Origin of the sequence: Candidatus Izemoplasma sp., from assembly GCA_036172455.1 — a bacterium.
GTDB lineage: Bacteria > Bacillota_I > Bacilli_A > Izemoplasmatales > Izemoplasmataceae > JAIPGF01.
The window spans coordinates 76013-93590 of the sequence record JAXKVY010000002.1 but is presented as its reverse complement, the minus strand read 5'-3'; the positions used below and the strand labels follow the sequence as shown (position 1 = coordinate 93590).

Genomic DNA, 17578 nt, shown 5'->3' with positions numbered 1-17578 from the left:
TACAATGATTAAAGGCGTAATTTTTGATTTAGATGGCGTAATCGTCTCAACAGATGATTTACATTACAAAGCATGGAAGAAAATGGCAGACAAAGAAAATATTCCCTTTGACAAGACAATCAATAACCGACTCAGAGGGATTTCCCGTATGGCCTCACTGAATATCATCCTCGAAAAATCAGAAAAAACTTACTCAGAAGAAGAAAAAAAAGACCTAACAGACTTTAAAAATACCTACTATCGTGAGTTACTTGAAACCTTATCAAAAGAGGATATATTACCAGGTATTATGGACATATTGACCGCGTTAAAAGAAGCGGGCATTAAACTTGCCATCGGTTCATCGAGTAAAAATGCAAAGAAAATTTTAAAGAAAATAGAACTGTTAGAAATCTTCGATGCCATCAGTGATGGTACGGATATTACACACTCAAAACCACATCCGGAAGTATTTTTAGTTGCCGCGAACAAACTTGAACTTCTTCCCATAAATCTAGCGGTTGTAGAGGATGCGAAAAGTGGTATACAAGCGGCTAAAAAAGCAAGAATGCTTGCGTTTGCTACTGGCGATGCGAAAGATTCAGAAGAAAAAGATCATGATTTTGAGGCATTATTAGATGTTGTCTTAAAGGACCACAAATGATTAAAGATGTCACCAAGCCAAATGACATCTTACTTGTTGGGGAAATTTTAATTGATATTATCACCACAAAAAACGAAAAAAAACACATGTTTGGCGGAAGCCCTGCAAACATTACAATCAATCTTAAAAAACTCGGGTTTACCCCCTATCTTTGCGCTACAATAGGCAACGATGATTATGGTAAGTTTCTAAATAACGTCCTCCAAGCAGAAAACCTGTCATTAAAATTTATTAGGCGTTCAAATAAACCAACATCCATTGTAGAACTTAACCAAACAAAAGACACACCAACCCCAACATTTAAACGTCAAGCAGACAAAGATATCATTCTTTCTGAAAAACTTAGAAATCACTTAAAAAACAGTAAAATACTTCATTTTACCTACTGGCCATTAAATGATAAACCAGCCAGAGACACCATAAACACTTTAATCCAAATCGCTCAAGATGAAAATGTATTAATCGGTTTTGATCCTAACTTTCATAGTGCATTAACAACCGATAAAGAAAATGCCATAAACACCATTAAAGACACCTTTAAAAAGGTCGATATCATCAAACCAAGTTTAGACGATTCAAAGCGCATCTTTGGACCTGACTTAACACCAGAAGCATACATGGAACACTACGAATCTTACAATATCGATCTCATCATTCTTACCCTTGGTAAAGATGGCATATTGGTTTCTTATCGAAAACAACGTTTCAGCTTTCACTCAATGGCTGATGAAGTAGTAGATGCCACAGGTGCAGGAGATGCATTTTGGAGTGGCTTATATGGTGGACTTCTAACTAACCATGATATTAAAGAGGCCTGTATTATAGGCTCTATATGTAGCGCATACAACTTAAAACAAGTAGGCGCATTGACAAACTTGCCGACCATAAACACACTTATGAACCGGCTAAAGGAGGAACAATGAGACTATTATTCTTAAACCCACAAGGGAACTTTGATCGTAATGATTCATATTGGACAGAACACCCTGATTTTGGCGGACAGTTGGTTTATGTAAAAGAAATCGCCACAGAACTTGCGAAATTAGGACATCAAGTTGACATTGTCACACGCTATATTGATGACCCCGATTTTCCTGAATTTAATGGTGAAATTGATCAATACCCCGGTATTGACAATCTACGTATCATTAGACTAAAGTGCGGTCCTACAAACACCTTTTTAAATAAAGAAAAGTTATGGCCATACCTTGAAGAATGGGTAGACCATATCATCGCGTTTTACAAAGAACGCAATCAAACCATCGATTTTGCGACAGGCCATTATGGCGATGGGGGTCTAGCTTGTGCAATGTTGAAAGACAAAGAAGGCATTCCTTATTCATTTACTGGCCATTCACTCGGCGCACAAAAATTTGATAAATTAAATGGCAATCTAACAAACTATAAACAATTAGATGCCAAATACAACTTTACAAAACGCATATTAGCTGAACGTACAGCTATGACATATAGTGATGTTATTTTTGTTTCAACAAACCAGGAAAAAAACGAACAATACACACACCCCTTATATAACCACTATTCAAGTGGCAAAACCTTTAAAGTCGTGCCACCTGGCGCAAATACAACCGTATTTGCACCAATTGAAGAATCAGATATCGCCAAAGAAACTACAGAAAAAATAGATGAGGTGTTAGCACGAGATATTAACTCAGATCGTCTTGATTTACCAATAATCATCGCAGCAAGTCGTTTAGATTCTAAAAAGAATCATGTTGGCTTACTCGAAGCCTACGCGCATGATAAATCTTTACAAGAAAAAGCGAATATACTCATATCTTTACGTGGAATTGAAAACGCATTTGAAGGCTACGAACAGGCATCCGAAGATGAAAAAGCCATTTTAAATCAGCTGATGACAATAATTAAAACTCATGGGTTAACTGGTAAAGTATCATTTTTAAACATCACCTCACAATATGAACTCGCAGATACCTACCGTTATCTCACAACAAAACAGGGGATATTCACTCTAACAGCTTTATATGAGCCATTTGGTTTGGCACCTATAGAAGCCATGAGCACTGGCTTGCCTGTCGTGGTAACCAAATACGGTGGTCCAAGCAATGTCTTAGAAAAACAAGGTGAAACATTTGGCGTACTTGTTGATGTCAAAGACCCAGAAGATGTCGCAGCTGGGTTTCATAAACTATTAGCCAATTACCATTACTATAAAACCCAAGGTAGAAAACGCGTACTGACAAACTACACTTGGAAAATCGCAGCGAAAAAGTATGAAGAAGCCATCAAGACATTTCGTATGCCATATGATAAAATAGAAATACCCAAGTATTTCTATTCCCAAAACGAAAGAGATATCGATAGCACTTTACTTAACACACAATACTTAGACACATAGGAGATGATCATATGTCAACAATAAAAGATGTCGCAAAAAAAGCTGGCGTTGGAATTGCTACTGTATCCCGAGTCATTAATGATTCTGGTTATGTAGGCGCTAAAACAAAGGAGAAAGTACTTAAAGTGATTGAAGACATTGGGTATCATCCCAATGAAATTGCACGTTCTATGACCCGTCAAAAGAACCATATCGTTGCGTTTGTATTGCCAAACAACAAACATGTGTTCTTTAGTGAATTACTCTATGAGTTAGAACAAATTCTTTTTGATGATGACTATAAGTTAATGCTCTGTAATTCAAGTGAAGAAACTTATAAAGAAATAGAGTTTCTAAACATGCTTAAAAATAACCGTGTTGATGCCGTTATCCTATTAACTAATAACGATATTGAAGATGAAATTGACACCGATTTACCTATTATCTCATTTGATCGAGTGATTGAAGGTATCCCCCTTGTCGCATCTGATAACTATACAGGAGGACAACTTGCCGCAGACGTGTTAATGGAAAAAGGGTGTAAAGAGTTTTTATTTATTGGGGATGATGCCCAAGGTATAAACACGACTATCCAAACAGAAGTATCGAAACGTCGTATTGGATTTAATGAACGTTTAAAAGAATGTGGCAAAACAAAGATATACAATTTTGAGTATCCTCTTGGTAACTACCTTATTAAGAGAGAAAAGGCCTTAGAAGTACTGGATAAATACCCCAATGTAGATGGTATTTTTGCGATTAGTGATGCAGTAGCCTTTACGTTGATAAGAGAATTAGAAAACATGGGGAAACGCGTACCTGAAGATGTTAAAGTGATTGGATTTGATGGCGGTAGAAAGTTCTTTGACTATGGTAAAAAACTTAGTTCAATCGCTCAATCACCAGAAAAAATTGCCCAAGCACTGCGTGATATGATCATTAAATTTTACAATAATGAGCCCGTTAAAAATGTGATTCTTCCAGTGGAGTTTATAGAGGGAGATACAACCTAAGGATAAATTCACACAAAAGATATTGACAACGCTTACAACTTTTGATAAAATAAAAGTGTGGAAAGGTTTTCACAAAACAAGGAAAGTGGTGGATTATGAAAGAAAAACGACAAAATATTGGTCAAAAGATTCTCGAAAAAGGATTAATACCAATATTTAGAATCATTGTTTTAATTTTGGTTGTAATTGTATACACAATTGTCCAATCTATTCATTATATTGCTAAGTTTATTATGTATGTTATAGGCTGGATTGGGGCTAAAATTAAAGGAAAAGATTATGTTGGCGGTGCCGATGAAATAGCATTAAGAAATGAAATTGTAAAAGAAGATGTTACCCACGGAAAAGTATATAAATTTTTTGAAAATATTTTTCCAGATACAACAACGTGGGTAAATACGGTTTTTACTGGACGCGGAGATCGTGCACAAAATAACCGTGTGTTCACATTTTTCTTAGCACCTGCACTTGGAAGTTTTATTTTGATGGTCATCGTACCATTCTTTTGGGGAATTTATTTCTCATTAACAGATTTTGGAGGAATTGGATCGGCAGATTATGTGGGATTAAAAAATTATCAAGGTATCTTAAGTGAGCCGCGTTTCTATTATTCCTTTTACAGAACAGTGCTTTACGCATTCCTAAATATTATATTGATTAACTTAGTTGCCTTTGGTCTCGCATTACTTGTGACACAAAAGGTCAAAATTAAAAATTTTGCACGTGCTGGATTTTTCCTTCCCAACTTAATTGGTGGACTCGTCCTTGGTTTCATCTTCCAATTTATATTTGCACAAGTGTTCGTCGCACTTGGCCCATACATCCCTTACTTTGAAAAAAGTTTTATATCTGATGGTGCAACCAAGTCAATGATTGCGATTTTAATCGTAGTTACCTGGCAATATTCAGGATACATTATGATGATTTATGTCGCAGCACTTCAAAATGTTCCGAAACAGCTCATAGAAGCTTCGGAAATTGATGGTGCTAGTCCAATTCAACGCTTAAGACATATTACCTTACCACTCGTTGCACAAGCATTTACTGTCGCAATGTTTTTAACCCTTGTGACAAGTTTTAAACAATTTGATACCATATTCTCAATGACAGGTGGTGGACCAACTGGAAAGTTGCCAGAGTTCTTACAAAATATATTTAATGTTAGTCCTATTAGTGTCCGTTCACTTAACTTACTGGCTGTTAATATTTATAACGAAGCGTTTGCCTTCAAAAATTTTGGTTTAGGACAAGCAAAAGCCATTCTATTCTTTGTTATATTGCTTGTAATATCACTACTCCAAGTTTACTACAATAAGAAACGCGAGGTGGAATTATAATGAAACGACGTAAAAGTACTAAAATACTTGTTTTAGAAATTTTAACTTTTATCTTATTAATTATATTCTTCCTACCCTTTATTCTTGTGATATTAAATGCTGCAAAATCGTATGTTAGTCCAAACGCAGTATTAATATTACCTGAAACATGGGGTCAAATATTCTTGAATATTGAAGAAATCTTAAATGATGACTCTGTTAGATATGTAGAATCATTCTTTAACTCATTACTTATCACATCGACTTCATTAATGGCAATTGGTGTGCTAAGCGGTATGGCTGCTTGGGTCTTAGTAAGACGAAAAACTAAATATTCATTCTTCATTTTTATGTTTTTCCTTTCAGGGCTCGTTATTCCATTCCAAGTTGTTATGATCCCACTTGTACAACAATTAACCAAACTAAGAGCCCTCACTGGTATTCCATTTAAAGATACCTTATGGGGTGTTGTTCTAGCATATATTGGATTTGGAGCACCACTTAGTGTGTTCTTATTCCATGGATTTATAAAATCAGTGCCCATCGATATTGAAGAAGCAGCCATCATTGATGGATGTTCTAAGCCACAAGTGTTTTTCAAAGTTGTGCTACCAATTTTAAAGCCAATATTTGTCACACTACTTGTCCTCAATGGTATGTGGATTTGGAACGACTTCCTACTCCCATCGTTAGTTATTGGGACAGGTGGTAACTTACAAACCATCCCAATGGGCATTATGTCACTCGCAGGTAGTTATGTTGTCCCATGGCACTTATTACTAACTGCGGTACTCTTAGCTGCATTGCCAGCTGTTGTGCTATTTATCTTTGCACAAAAGTATATTATTCAAGGTATGACATCAGGGGCGATCAAATAACCCTTCTTATTTATATAATTAGCAGTAATAATTTTTTCATGTGTCCAAGAAGCGCGTAACTGCGCTTCTTGATACGACACAAACGAGGTGAAATCAATGATTAAAACTTACAAGGACATAACAGAACAAAATCTACTCATTGATGAAAGTTTGTTTAGTACTGCTAATAGGCGATTTGGCGTTCGAGGCGCACTTGCTGAAGGTGTGAAGTCACACTTCAATACTTACAGAGATTGTCTCATCAACGGGGTCTATGAAACCTATCCATACACCTATGGTGAAAAAGGCAAAGGATATCCCGATAATGGACAATTTATCATTGCCCTACCAGACATTCAAACGATTTATATTAAAGTAGCAGGCGACATTCTAAATCTAGATCATGCCAATATTACATCTATGACGCGAGTATTTGATACTACAACAGGAAAGGTTTCTCGACAAACAACGTATCAAAAAGATACCTTTATTTTCCATGTTAAAGAGACTCGCATCACTCCATTTGACCATCCGAACTTATACATTGCAAAATACACAGTTGAAACCGAAAACTATGATGGGCAAATAGAACTTGTATCAACCATCAATAATAAACGCAGGAAAAATGAACATGTTCACGATCCAAGATTTCATGAATCCAACCAACTCACACATACCTTTGAACTCATAGATGATAACACCGTAAAAACCTCAACAATACATACCAATTTTCATATTTATTTCGGGATGTATCATTCTTGTGAGATGACGTATGAACAATCCCAAGAAGGAGAGTTGTTAACCGCTAAAAAATACCATCATCTAACAAAAGACTCACCGGTATCAGTGACTAAATATGTCGTGATAACAAGTTCAATCTATGAAACAAATCCATATTCAGAAAATAAAAAAATGCTTAACATATTACCTAATAAATCAATTGATGATTATAGTAACACTGTTACCCAATCTATTTTCATCAAAGACAATACAGTAATCACAGAAGCACTCAATTATAATTTGTATCAACTTTATGCGAGTGGACCCAGTGATAATTACCACAGTATACCCGCTAAAGGACTTAGTGGAAAAGGCTATGAGGGCCATTACTTTTGGGACAGTGAAATGTATATGTTTCCCTACTTTTTACTTACCGCTCCCAAAGAAGCCAAGGCATTATTATTGTTTCGTTATAACACCTTAGATAAAGCGAGGCAAGAAGCTAAAAAATTGAATCACAGTATAGGCGTTAAATTCCCCTGGCGAACCATCAATGGAGATGAAGTATCTCCGTATTTCCCAGCAGGGACTGCGCAATACCATATTAATGCGATTATCGCCATTCAGTTTTTAAATTATTATTTTGTGACTGACGATGAGGAATTTCTCTTAAAGAAGGGGTTTGAAGTCATTTACAAAACAGCGTTAGTGTATCTAGAAATCGGACATTTTCATGATGGCAAGTTTCATATCAACAATGTGACAGGACCCGATGAATACACTGCAATAGTTAACAATAACTATTACACAAACAGTTTAGCAAAATATCACATTGAAGCCCTCATTAAAGTTTATAATACCCACAAAGATAAGATTGACATACAAGTTAATAAAAATCACCTAAAACGTTTAAAAGAAGCAGCAGAGAAAATGGTTATACCCTACAATGCAACAGTTGATATTAACCCACAAGATGAAGCGTTCATGCAGAAAAAGAAACTGAACTTAGAAACGGCCAAACGACCATTATTATTACATATGCATCCATTAACCATTTACAGACATCAAGTCTGTAAACAAGCCGATACTATTTTGTCGCATATGTTACTCAATAATGAAAAGCGTTCCACAATGTATAACTCGCTAAAATATTATCAAGATATTACCATCCATGACTCAAGTTTATCAAAGTGTATCTTCAGTGTGATGAACAGTCGTATTGGGGATCTTGATACAGGGTATGCGTATTTCAAACAGCAACTTATGACAGATTTAAATAATGCTCATAAAAACACACAACATGGGTTACATATAGCTAATATGGGTGGTACTTACTTAACTGTTGTTTACGGATTTTTAGGGCTTCATATTAGTGAAGGCGGAATTTCATTAGCGCCTAAACTACCTGGAGATATCAAAGAATATGACGTGTCGCTCATTTATAAAGGCGCACACATTACCATTTCTGTTAAAGAGAATATTTCAATCAAAACAGATAAAGAAATATCTCTTGACATATATGGACAAAAATATGTTATTTCCAATGAAACACGATTAAAATTATCTTCAAACGCATAATATGCGAAAAAATAAAAAATAAAAAAAATAGGAGGAGAAAAATTTGAAGAAATTATTATTAGTTTTAGCAACAGCCATTTTGGTTGTCACTTTAACAGCTTGTGGTGGATCAGATGACACTACATTACGTATTTTCCAAAACAAAGTAGAAATTGATGGACCAATGAAAGCATATGCTGCTGATTGGTCACAACGTACTGGTACTGCCACAGAAATTGTATCTTGTGGTGGTAGTACTTGTGGTTACCAAACACAATTACTCGCTGAATTACAATCAGCGGATCAACCAGACATCTTCGTTATTGAAGGTATGAGTGGATATAACGAATATGAAGAAATCATTTATGAGTTCACTGATGATGCATGGATCGATGACACAGGTTTAGAATTTACAGTTGATGGATCTGTTTACGGATTCCCAGTATCAGTAGAAGCATGGGGTATGGCATACAATGCAGATATCTTAGATGCAGCGGGTATTAATCCTGCCGATTTAACCACATTAGAAGCTTATGAAACTGCGTTCCAAACCTTAGAATCACAAAAAGCTGAGTTAGGTATCGAAGCACCAGTTTCAATGGGTGCTGGAACAGGACTTGCTTGGGTTACTGGACTTCATAACTTCAATGGATACTTAAGTGCTGGATTAGAATACGATGACTCATCTGTTATAGATGACTTAAACAACGGTATTGCACATCGTGATCGTTTAGAAGATCTAGCTAATTGGGTAGAATTACTATTCATGTATTCAACTGACTCATTACTTGCAGGAGATTACACTACTCAAGTTGCTGACTTTGCAGAAGGTAACACAGCATTCATCCATCAAGGTAACTGGATTGATCCAAACTTACTAGATGCAGGCATTGAATTTGAAGTTGGTGTAGCACCACACGCTGCATCTGATGGAGAAAATGACTCTATCTTTATTGGTGCACCTTCATTCTATGTAATTAACAAAAATTCAGATAACATAGAAGAAGCACGCCAATACTTAGAAGACTTAGCTGCAACTGAAGAAGGACACCAATACATGGTTGAAGAAGCAAACATGGTACCAGCATTCAATAGCGTTGAGTTAGTGCCAAGTTCACCTTACAGTGCTGCTGTAGTTGAATGGGTTCAAGCAAACAAAAAATATGCTTGGTGGCAAAATGATATGCCTTCAAACTTCGGTATGGGACAAATTGCTCCTATCTACGACTTGTTCGCACAATATGTAACATCAGATGGTGATCAAGGAATTAACAAAACTGAATTTGTAGATCAACTTGAAGCAGAAATTGAAAGTATCGAATAATTCGTATTAACAAAAAAAGCTTAGTGAGATGAACTGCACCCTGTCAAGTAGACACTGTAAATAAATAAAATTATTATTGTATTAGAGCAAAGGCTTGATTCCTAAGTTCCATTGGAGTTAAGCCTTTTAATACTGGTTGATAACGTTGGTTATTGTAGAATGTAATATATTCTTCAATAGCCATTTTTAATTGGTCTATGGCGTAAAACTTATTTAGCTTATACATCTCAACTTCCATTACTCCGAAGAATGCTTCCATTGGTCCGTTGTCAATACAGCGGCCAACTCTAGACATACTCTGTCTAAACTTAACGTTATCGAGTTTTTTCTTAAACGTGCGATTAGTATATTGAAACCCACGATCACTATGGAATAGAATCTTATCACATTCGGATATGCCTTGATTGCGTCATCAAATGTTTTGAATACTAAATCGTTGTTGTTGGACAGACCCATACGATAAGCGACAATACTGTTATCATAGAGATCTAGAATCGCACTTAGATATAGTTTTTTAGTTGACCCTATTATCTTATACTCCGTCACATCCGTAAGCCATTTCTCGTTGGGTTTGGATGCTGTGAATTCACGATTTAAGATGTTTTCTCCAACTTGTTCAGGTTTATATCTCAGATAATTCTTTTTCTTACGGCGGATGGCTGAAGACACCCCCAAATCTCTCATATGTCTACGAATACGCTTGACGTTGTACTGGCGTTCATAAGTTCGGTTGATGAATAACGTCATATTTGACTGCTGTTTCCTTATAACTTAAAGTATGCTCTAAACAATAATGTACGATTTTTATCCGTTCTTCATAGGTTGTTTTTCTAGACTTTGCCATAGAGACCTCCGGTTTAGGATTGTAATCCTTTATCTCTATATGACTATTATACTTCATAATCCATTTTCTGAGAACCTCATGACTACTAATATTATACATAATAGCAAGTTGGTTTAGTGATCCTTTCCCTTCTAAATACTCTTTGATTACCATCTGTTTAAACTCTTTGCTATATCTTTTGTTTCTCGTTTTCAGTTCAAATGCCTTTTCACCCATTGCCTCGTATTGCTTGCTCCATGCGTTTAACCTCTCAACTGTAACACCATATACTTCTGATAATACACTTTTTGATTCCCCATTTAGACATCTTTCTGATAGCTCTATTCTTAGTTCTTTGCTATATTCCGATTTTCTTCCTATATAAAAATACCTCCAAAGTATAGTCCTATAATATTTTACTCATAATCTTATCGATTATTTTCTTTTTTAGAGTGTCTACTTTAGAGGTATCATATCAACTTGAATCATGCTTTTTATATAGGGATTATATAGCCAGGATAAGTATTTTAAAAAGAGAGAGGTTTACAGTTGTGTTTTCTAGTGATTTGTGGCAAACTATTACAGTTGTAACAAATACTAGAGGTGATCATCATGGCGAAACTTGAAAAAAATATATATAAAATAACATGGCCAATTTTTATTGAAATGTTATTTTTTACCTTACTTGGTACAGTCGATACATTTATGTTGTCACAATATAGTGATACGGCGGTAGGGAGTGTTGGTGTTAGTAATCAAATTCTTTATTTGTTTGGTATTTTAGTCAATGTCATTGGAATTGGTATTGGGGTAGTGAGTGCGCAATATTTAGGCGCAAAACAAGTCCAAAAGGCAAAAGATACGATTGCGACAGGGATTGCTGGTAACACGATTATTGGGATTTTACTCTCTTTAATTGTCGTGGTCTTTGGCAATGTTTTCTTAGGATGGATTGGGACCAGTGATGTATTTATGGATGATTCTGTCGCCTATTTAAAGATTGTTGGATATTCGATTGTCTTTATAGCGTTACGCGTGAGTTTAAGTACCGGCTTTAGAAGTTTTTCTAAGCCTAAGATTGTCATGATGATTATGATTCTTGGTAATGTATTAAACATTGGACTAAACGCAGTGTTGATCTATGGCTTATTAGGATTTCCTAGTCTAGGCGTGACGGGGGCTGCGATCGGAACTTTAATATCACGGATTATGATGGTTGTCATCTTACTCATCGGCTCATATAAAATACTCCATATTAAAGTATTACATATTCGATTGCACTTAGAACATTTAAAGAAAATTCTTTTTATAGGTGTCCCGAGTGCAATGGAGAATTTAATGTGGAATATTGCTCAAGTGGCCATACTTTACTTCATTAATCAAATGACAGAGGAAGCTGTCATCGCAAGAAGTTATATTCAGGCAATCTTACCATTTGTCTTTATGTTTAGCTTTAGCTTAGCCAGTGGTAATAGTATTATTGTTGGGTACTTCATTGGTGAGAAAAACCCTGATGCGGCTTATAAACATACACTTAAGACCTTACGTATTGCCTTTATATTTGTTGTGATTGTCACAGTCTTATTAAATGTCTTCAGCAATTCTCTTATTAGCTTATTTACGGATGACCCAGTCATTATTAAAATGGTGAGACAAGTCTTATATATCTCTGTATTCATTGAAATCGGTAGAGCGATGAACTTAGTTTATATCCAAGCCTTAAGAAGTGCCGGAGATACCGTATTCCCTGTCGTAATGGCAGTCATTAGTATGTTTGGTATCGCTGTCTTATTTACCTATATCTTTGGCATAAGATTAGAAATGGGAATCTTAGGGGTTTATATCGCCGCAATGATTGATGAAGTCTTGAGAGGCTTAACGATGGCATTGAGATGGTATTTACGTAGGTGGACAAAGATTAATTTAGTTCATTCTTATACTTGATAGTAAGTTCTAAAAAAATTAAAATGACTGAGGTTTTTTTATATCTCAGTCATTTTTATATGTATAGACTACTCAGGGTGGAACAGTTAAAAATTAGTACAAAACGGATTTTATCCCAATATAAAAAGTATGCCAGGTCTTAAAGCACTAAAATATAAATTTTACTTAGATTAGAATCATTTTAATGAATATTGGTTTATTGGGTTAACCATTTTATAAAATTATGATATAATAATATAGAAAACACTACAAAAGAGGGATATAATGGCTATCGTATTTATTGACTTAGAAGTGGATGGCAAGAATAATGTTAAAGATTATGGAGCTTTTGTTGACCGTAATCATCATTTCCATGGGAATAATAAGGGATTCATTAAATTTATAAAACGTTATGATACAATTTGTGGTCATAATGTTTTGATGCATGACTTACGCTATATAGATAAAGAAGTAAAAAAAGCAGGCATAAAGCAAGTAATAGATACCTTACCCTTGTCTGCTCTTTTGTTTGCGAAAAGACCCTACCATTCATTGGTTAAAAACTATAAGCTAAAGCGGGATTTAAATAATGATCCTTTTGTAGATGCGAGTCTATCACATCATCTATTTGTTGAAGAAGTAGAAGAATGGAATCGTCTAGATGATAACTTAAAACAAATTTACTATGCGTTATTAAAGTCAAGTGATGCATTTAAGGACTTTTTTAAATACGTTGGATACAAACCATATGTTGAAAATCTTAAAACCCTAATTTTAGAACGCTTTAATGGACAGATATGTTCTAGTGTTGATATAAGTCAACTGATTCATAACTATCCTGAAGAGTTAGCCTATTGTTTAGCAGTTATTAATGTATCTGATCAACAGAGTATCGCACCTAATTGGGTCGTCCATAAATACAATAATTATCAGTTTGTAATGGATACTTTACGTGGTATCCCGTGCCATAATTGTAGTTATTGTACGGATCATTTTAATAGTAAGGATGCGTTAAAGCAATATTTTGGATATGATTCTTTTAGACGCTTTGAGGGGAAAAGTTTACAAGAAAACGCCGTTAATGCCCAAATAGATGGAAAGTCAATTCTAGCTATTTTTCCAACAGCCGGTGGAAAATCCTTAACATTTCAATTACCTGCATTAATGATGGGAGAAAACGTTAAAGGATTAACAATTGTTATCTCACCATTACAGTCATTAATGAATGATCAGGTGGAAAACCTTAAACAAAAAGGTATTAATAATGTGGGAACAATTAATGGTTCAATGAATACACTAGAACGGCGTAATACTTTAAGAGATTTACGTGATGGTAAAATTAACTTACTCTATATTGCACCAGAGATGTTACGATCACCATCAACACTTAAACGGTTAAGTAAACGTAATATTAGCCGATTTGTAATTGATGAAGCCCACTGTTTTTCAACATGGGGACATGATTTTAGAGTGGACTATTTATATATTGCAACATTCATCAAAAACCTACAAGAAGAAAGTCTGAAAAATAAGACCATACCAGTATCGTGTTTCACAGCGACTGCTAAGGAAGAAGTTATTGAGGATATTCAAGATTACTTTAAGTCTAATTTAGGTATTGATATGGAAGTTTATAGAGCCAATACAAGACGACATAATTTGCATTTTTATGTTAAGAAATGTGATGGTCATAAAGAAAAAATGATATATATCAAGGATTTATTAGAAGATAATAGAAATAAGCCAGTTATCATTTATACAACACGACGTAAAAGTGCCGAAAAAGTTGCTGATGAGTTAAATGATAGTGGATTTACTGCACGATCTTATCATGGTGGAATGGAAATAGAAAGAAAGAATCAGTATCAATTAGCTTTTAGTCAAGGTGATGTAAATATTATTGTTGCAACTTCTGCATTTGGTATGGGTGTGGATAAAAGTGATGTGGCATTTGTTATTCATTACCAGGTGTCCTCAACAATTGAAGATTATATGCAAGAAGCAGGCCGTGGTGGACGTGATCCTAATATTGATGCTCAATGTCACATCTTATATGATGAAAAAGATGTTGAAGCGCATTTTAGTTTGCTCACAAGTCAAAAATTAACAAAGAGTGATATAAATCAGGTATGGAAAGCCATTAGAAGCTCTACTAAACAACAGAATCATTTAACCATTTCAGCCAAAGAACTTGTCCGTAGAACAGGGTGGGATGAAGAAACCACAATCTTTGATGAGACCACAAAAGTTAAGACATGTATTTTAGCTTTAGAAAAAGCAAAATATATTGAACGACAGGAAAATGCTGCCACAGTTTACGCATCTAGTATTCTCCCGAAAACGATGAAGGAAGCTACCAAGAAGATAGAACAACTTAAAAACTTTGATGATAATGAAAAGATGCAATTACAACGAATCATGACACGATTATATACTGATAAGACAACACGGATAGAGCGTGGGTCTAAACCTATTACCATGATTGATGATTTATATGATGAACTTGATTTAACCAAGCGTGAGATTATTAGATATATTAATATTTTAAAAGATTTTAAGCTTATCAAAGATGATGATGACTTAGTTGTTCAAATACCGACAGACTTCAAAAAGAATAAATCACAAAAAGTAATGACAAATTACATCAATATCATGCGTAAGTTTATTGCTTTAGTTGATGATGACAAGAATTTTTATAGTCTGAAAAAACTAAACTCAGAAATCAAAGAGCATATTCCTGCATCAGATGGTTACGCTCTTAGACGGGTCATAAACTTTTTGTCAGAACAAAAATATATCAGAGAAACTCGAGTACCAAGAAAAGTTCATCATAGATATTTATCATTATTAAAACCCAAGGAAGAAATAGAGACATATATAAGCAACCTTGCAAGTTTAACAGAATTTATTATCAATTATTCGTATAAAAAATTTGCTGCACATAATACAGATTCTATAGGGTATTCATTAGTTCAAATAAAAAACGCTTATAATGAACAACCTAGTCTATTTAATTCAACAACTAGTTTACTAGAATGTGAACAAGCACTGTTACTGATTAACCGTGTTGGGTCACTCATTATAGATGGTGGTTTCTTAGTGCTTTATAACCCAATGAAAATAAAGCGGATTGAACAAGGCGCTCGGACATTATATAAAGATGAAGACTATGATTATTTTAAACGGTATTATCAGAATAAAATTAAGAAAGTCCATCTACTGATTCATTTTGTTAGTGTCATGCAAGAAGATAAACAAAAAGGATTAGAATTAGTTGATGATTATTTTAACTTATCTTATCAAGCCTTTGAGGATAAATATATCACAGATGAGTATAAAAACTTTATTAATCGACCCATGACTCAGGGTAAGTATGATGAATTGTTTAAAACCTTAACAAATGAACAACAAGCTATTATTAACTCTAAAGAAGAAAATATTGTTGTACTAGCAGGCCCAGGAAGTGGTAAAACAACATTATTAGTCCATAAACTTGCCTCGTTAATAGAACTTGAAGATGTCAAAGTTAACCAATTATTGATGCTAACATTTAGCCGCTCGGCCACGATTGTATTTAAAAAAAGACTCTATAACTTGATTGGTCCAAAAGCTAATTATGTGGATATCAAGACATTTCACTCATTTTGTTTTGATGTGTTAGGGGAGGTTGGAAACATTGATTATAATGATAAACTTTTCAAGCGTGCTATTGCTAAAATTGAACAGAAAAATGTTGTTGAAAGCATAGTTAATAAAACGACACTAGTCATTGATGAAGCACAAGACATGAGTAAGTCGGACTATGAATTAATTAAAGCATTAATGGAATGGAACAACGGCCTTAAAATAATCGCAGTTGGAGATGATGATCAAAACATCTATGCCTTTAGAGGATCAAACGCTAAATATTTTTATGATCTCACAAAGCAAGGCGCTAGAATATATGAGTTAAGTATAAACTTTAGAAGCAAAGCAAATTTAGTTGATTTTACGCAGAAATTTGTTCGTAAAATAAAAGACCGATTTAAAGAGAAATCTGGTGTATCTTACACTAAAGAAGATGGAAATATCTTGCTCTATAAGTACCAGTCAGAATACTTATATTCACCATTATTAAATATGATTAAAAGTATGGATAGTAAAAAAACAACCGCAATTTTAACGCCAACAAATGAACAATCTGAAATTATTGCTGGAGAACTTGATGATCACGGTATTCATGTCTCGTTAATACAAGATAATGCTAACTACCGTTTATCGATGTTAAAAGAGGTCGATGAGTTAAAAAGGTTATTTGATTCAGATAATAATGTGATTTCTAAAAGACGATGGAAAGAATTAACGCAAATGTTCTTAAAAAGTAAAAAAGATAATCATTTACATGAAAACCTTAAAAATCTCATTTTAGGATTTGATGTATTATATCCTAATCAAAAGTACCGAGTTGATTTAGAAACCTATTTAGATGAAATGCACTTACAAGATTTATACAAAGAAAAAAACGGTATAATCACCGTTTCAACAATGCATAAATCGAAAGGAAGAGAGTTTGAGAATGTGTTTCTTCTTGTAGATAAAGAAATGCATGATCAAGAAACCTTAAGAGCATTATATGTCTCTATGACAAGAGCAAAAAGTAACCTTGTAATATTAACAAATACTGACTTATTTGATGATTTGCCATATTCTAAAATAACTCAAGATCAAAAAATATATGAGCGACCACAATCTCTAAGTGTTCAAATGACATTATATGATGTGAATCTCGGTGGCGGCAAATATATTCAACATATAATGAATAAGATAAACACAGGGACAGAACTTAATGTTGAGGAGAATAAGTTAACATACTTAGGTAAGGATGCCTTATATTTTTCTAATAAAATGAAAGAAGATATAGAAAGCAAGTTAGAAAAAGGATATAGACTATCTAAGGCATATGTTAAATATATTGTGAAATGGTACGATAGTGACAGCGATAAATATTATTGGATACCTTTACCCCGCGTAATATATCAAAAAGAGAATTAATCAATAAGATAA

The 17578-nt window shown here is 34.3% G+C and carries 12 protein-coding genes; 10 read left to right on the top strand and 2 right to left on the bottom strand.

What is annotated here, in order from left to right; all coding sequences use genetic code 11:
- Positions 1–4: 4 nt before the first annotated feature.
- From pgmB to UMR38_03025, 8 genes are all read left to right on the top strand, one after another.
- Entirely contained in the window at positions 5–643 is a 639-nt protein-coding gene (gene pgmB, locus UMR38_03060; protein MEC9484840.1) for a beta-phosphoglucomutase, read from the top strand.
- Positions 640–1566, top strand: a complete 927-nt coding sequence (locus tag UMR38_03055) for a PfkB family carbohydrate kinase (GenBank protein MEC9484839.1) — start codon at positions 640–642, stop codon at positions 1564–1566. Before pgmB ends, UMR38_03055 begins: the two co-directional genes overlap by 4 nt.
- The gene (locus UMR38_03050) at positions 1563–3023 is read left to right on the top strand and encodes a glycosyltransferase (GenBank protein ID MEC9484838.1); all 1461 of its coding nucleotides are present in this window, start codon (positions 1563–1565) and stop codon (positions 3021–3023) included. Before UMR38_03055 ends, UMR38_03050 begins: the two co-directional genes overlap by 4 nt.
- An 11-nt stretch (positions 3024–3034) precedes the next feature.
- The gene (locus UMR38_03045; GenBank protein ID MEC9484837.1) at positions 3035–4015 is read left to right on the top strand and encodes a LacI family DNA-binding transcriptional regulator; all 981 of its coding nucleotides are present in this window, start codon (positions 3035–3037) and stop codon (positions 4013–4015) included.
- Positions 4016–4110: 95 nt separating this feature from the next.
- Positions 4111–5352 carry a sugar ABC transporter permease gene (locus UMR38_03040; protein ID MEC9484836.1) on the top strand — a complete coding sequence of 414 codons (1242 nt, stop codon included), beginning with the start codon at positions 4111–4113 and terminating at the stop codon, positions 5350–5352.
- Complete coding sequence (locus UMR38_03035; protein ID MEC9484835.1) at positions 5352–6209, top strand: carbohydrate ABC transporter permease; 858 nt, start codon at positions 5352–5354, stop codon at positions 6207–6209. Before UMR38_03040 ends, UMR38_03035 begins: the two co-directional genes overlap by 1 nt.
- Positions 6210–6305: 96 nt before the next feature.
- Positions 6306–8486, top strand: a complete 2181-nt coding sequence (locus UMR38_03030) for a glycosyl hydrolase family 65 protein (protein MEC9484834.1) — start codon at positions 6306–6308, stop codon at positions 8484–8486.
- A 43-nt stretch (positions 8487–8529) separates the two neighbouring features.
- Positions 8530–9789: an ABC transporter substrate-binding protein gene (locus UMR38_03025; GenBank protein ID MEC9484833.1), complete on the top strand. Its 1260-nt coding sequence runs from the start codon at positions 8530–8532 to the stop codon at positions 9787–9789.
- A 73-nt stretch (positions 9790–9862) separates the two neighbouring features.
- Here UMR38_03025 and UMR38_03020 read toward each other — a convergent pair whose 3' ends face one another.
- Entirely contained in the window at positions 9863–10084 is a 222-nt protein-coding gene (locus tag UMR38_03020; GenBank protein MEC9484832.1) for an IS3 family transposase, read from the bottom strand.
- 423 nt (positions 10085–10507) lie between these two features.
- Positions 10508–10849 (bottom strand): transposase, encoded by a 342-nt coding sequence (locus tag UMR38_03015; GenBank protein MEC9484831.1) that lies wholly within the window; start codon positions 10847–10849, stop codon positions 10508–10510.
- A 375-nt stretch (positions 10850–11224) separates the two neighbouring features.
- Here UMR38_03015 and UMR38_03010 point away from each other — a divergent pair, with 375 nt between their 5' ends.
- Positions 11225–12556: an MATE family efflux transporter gene (locus UMR38_03010; GenBank protein ID MEC9484830.1), complete on the top strand. Its 1332-nt coding sequence runs from the start codon at positions 11225–11227 to the stop codon at positions 12554–12556.
- Between the two features lie 264 nt (positions 12557–12820).
- On the top strand, positions 12821–17566 hold the full coding sequence (locus UMR38_03005) for a RecQ family ATP-dependent DNA helicase (GenBank protein MEC9484829.1): 4746 nt from the start codon (positions 12821–12823) through the stop codon (positions 17564–17566).
- Positions 17567–17578 lie beyond the last annotated feature (12 nt).

Excerpts from the sequence above, each read along its gene's own strand:
- pgmB (MEC9484840.1), top strand. The coding sequence starts at position 5 with ATGATTAAAGGCGTAATTTTTGATTTAGATGGCGTAATCGTCTCAACA.
- UMR38_03055 (MEC9484839.1), top strand. The coding sequence starts at position 640 with ATGATTAAAGATGTCACCAAGCCAAATGACATCTTACTTGTTGGGGAA.
- UMR38_03050 (MEC9484838.1), top strand. The coding sequence starts at position 1,563 with ATGAGACTATTATTCTTAAACCCACAAGGGAACTTTGATCGTAATGAT.
- UMR38_03045 (MEC9484837.1), top strand. The coding sequence starts at position 3,035 with ATGTCAACAATAAAAGATGTCGCAAAAAAAGCTGGCGTTGGAATTGCT.
- UMR38_03040 (MEC9484836.1), top strand. The coding sequence starts at position 4,111 with ATGAAAGAAAAACGACAAAATATTGGTCAAAAGATTCTCGAAAAAGGA.
- UMR38_03035 (MEC9484835.1), top strand. The coding sequence starts at position 5,352 with ATGAAACGACGTAAAAGTACTAAAATACTTGTTTTAGAAATTTTAACT.
- UMR38_03030 (MEC9484834.1), top strand. The coding sequence starts at position 6,306 with ATGATTAAAACTTACAAGGACATAACAGAACAAAATCTACTCATTGAT.
- UMR38_03020 (MEC9484832.1), bottom strand. The coding sequence starts at position 10,084 with ATGTCTAGAGTTGGCCGCTGTATTGACAACGGACCAATGGAAGCATTC.
- UMR38_03015 (MEC9484831.1), bottom strand. The coding sequence starts at position 10,849 with ATGGGTGAAAAGGCATTTGAACTGAAAACGAGAAACAAAAGATATAGC.
- UMR38_03010 (MEC9484830.1), top strand. The coding sequence starts at position 11,225 with ATGGCGAAACTTGAAAAAAATATATATAAAATAACATGGCCAATTTTT.
- UMR38_03005 (MEC9484829.1), top strand. The coding sequence starts at position 12,821 with ATGGCTATCGTATTTATTGACTTAGAAGTGGATGGCAAGAATAATGTT.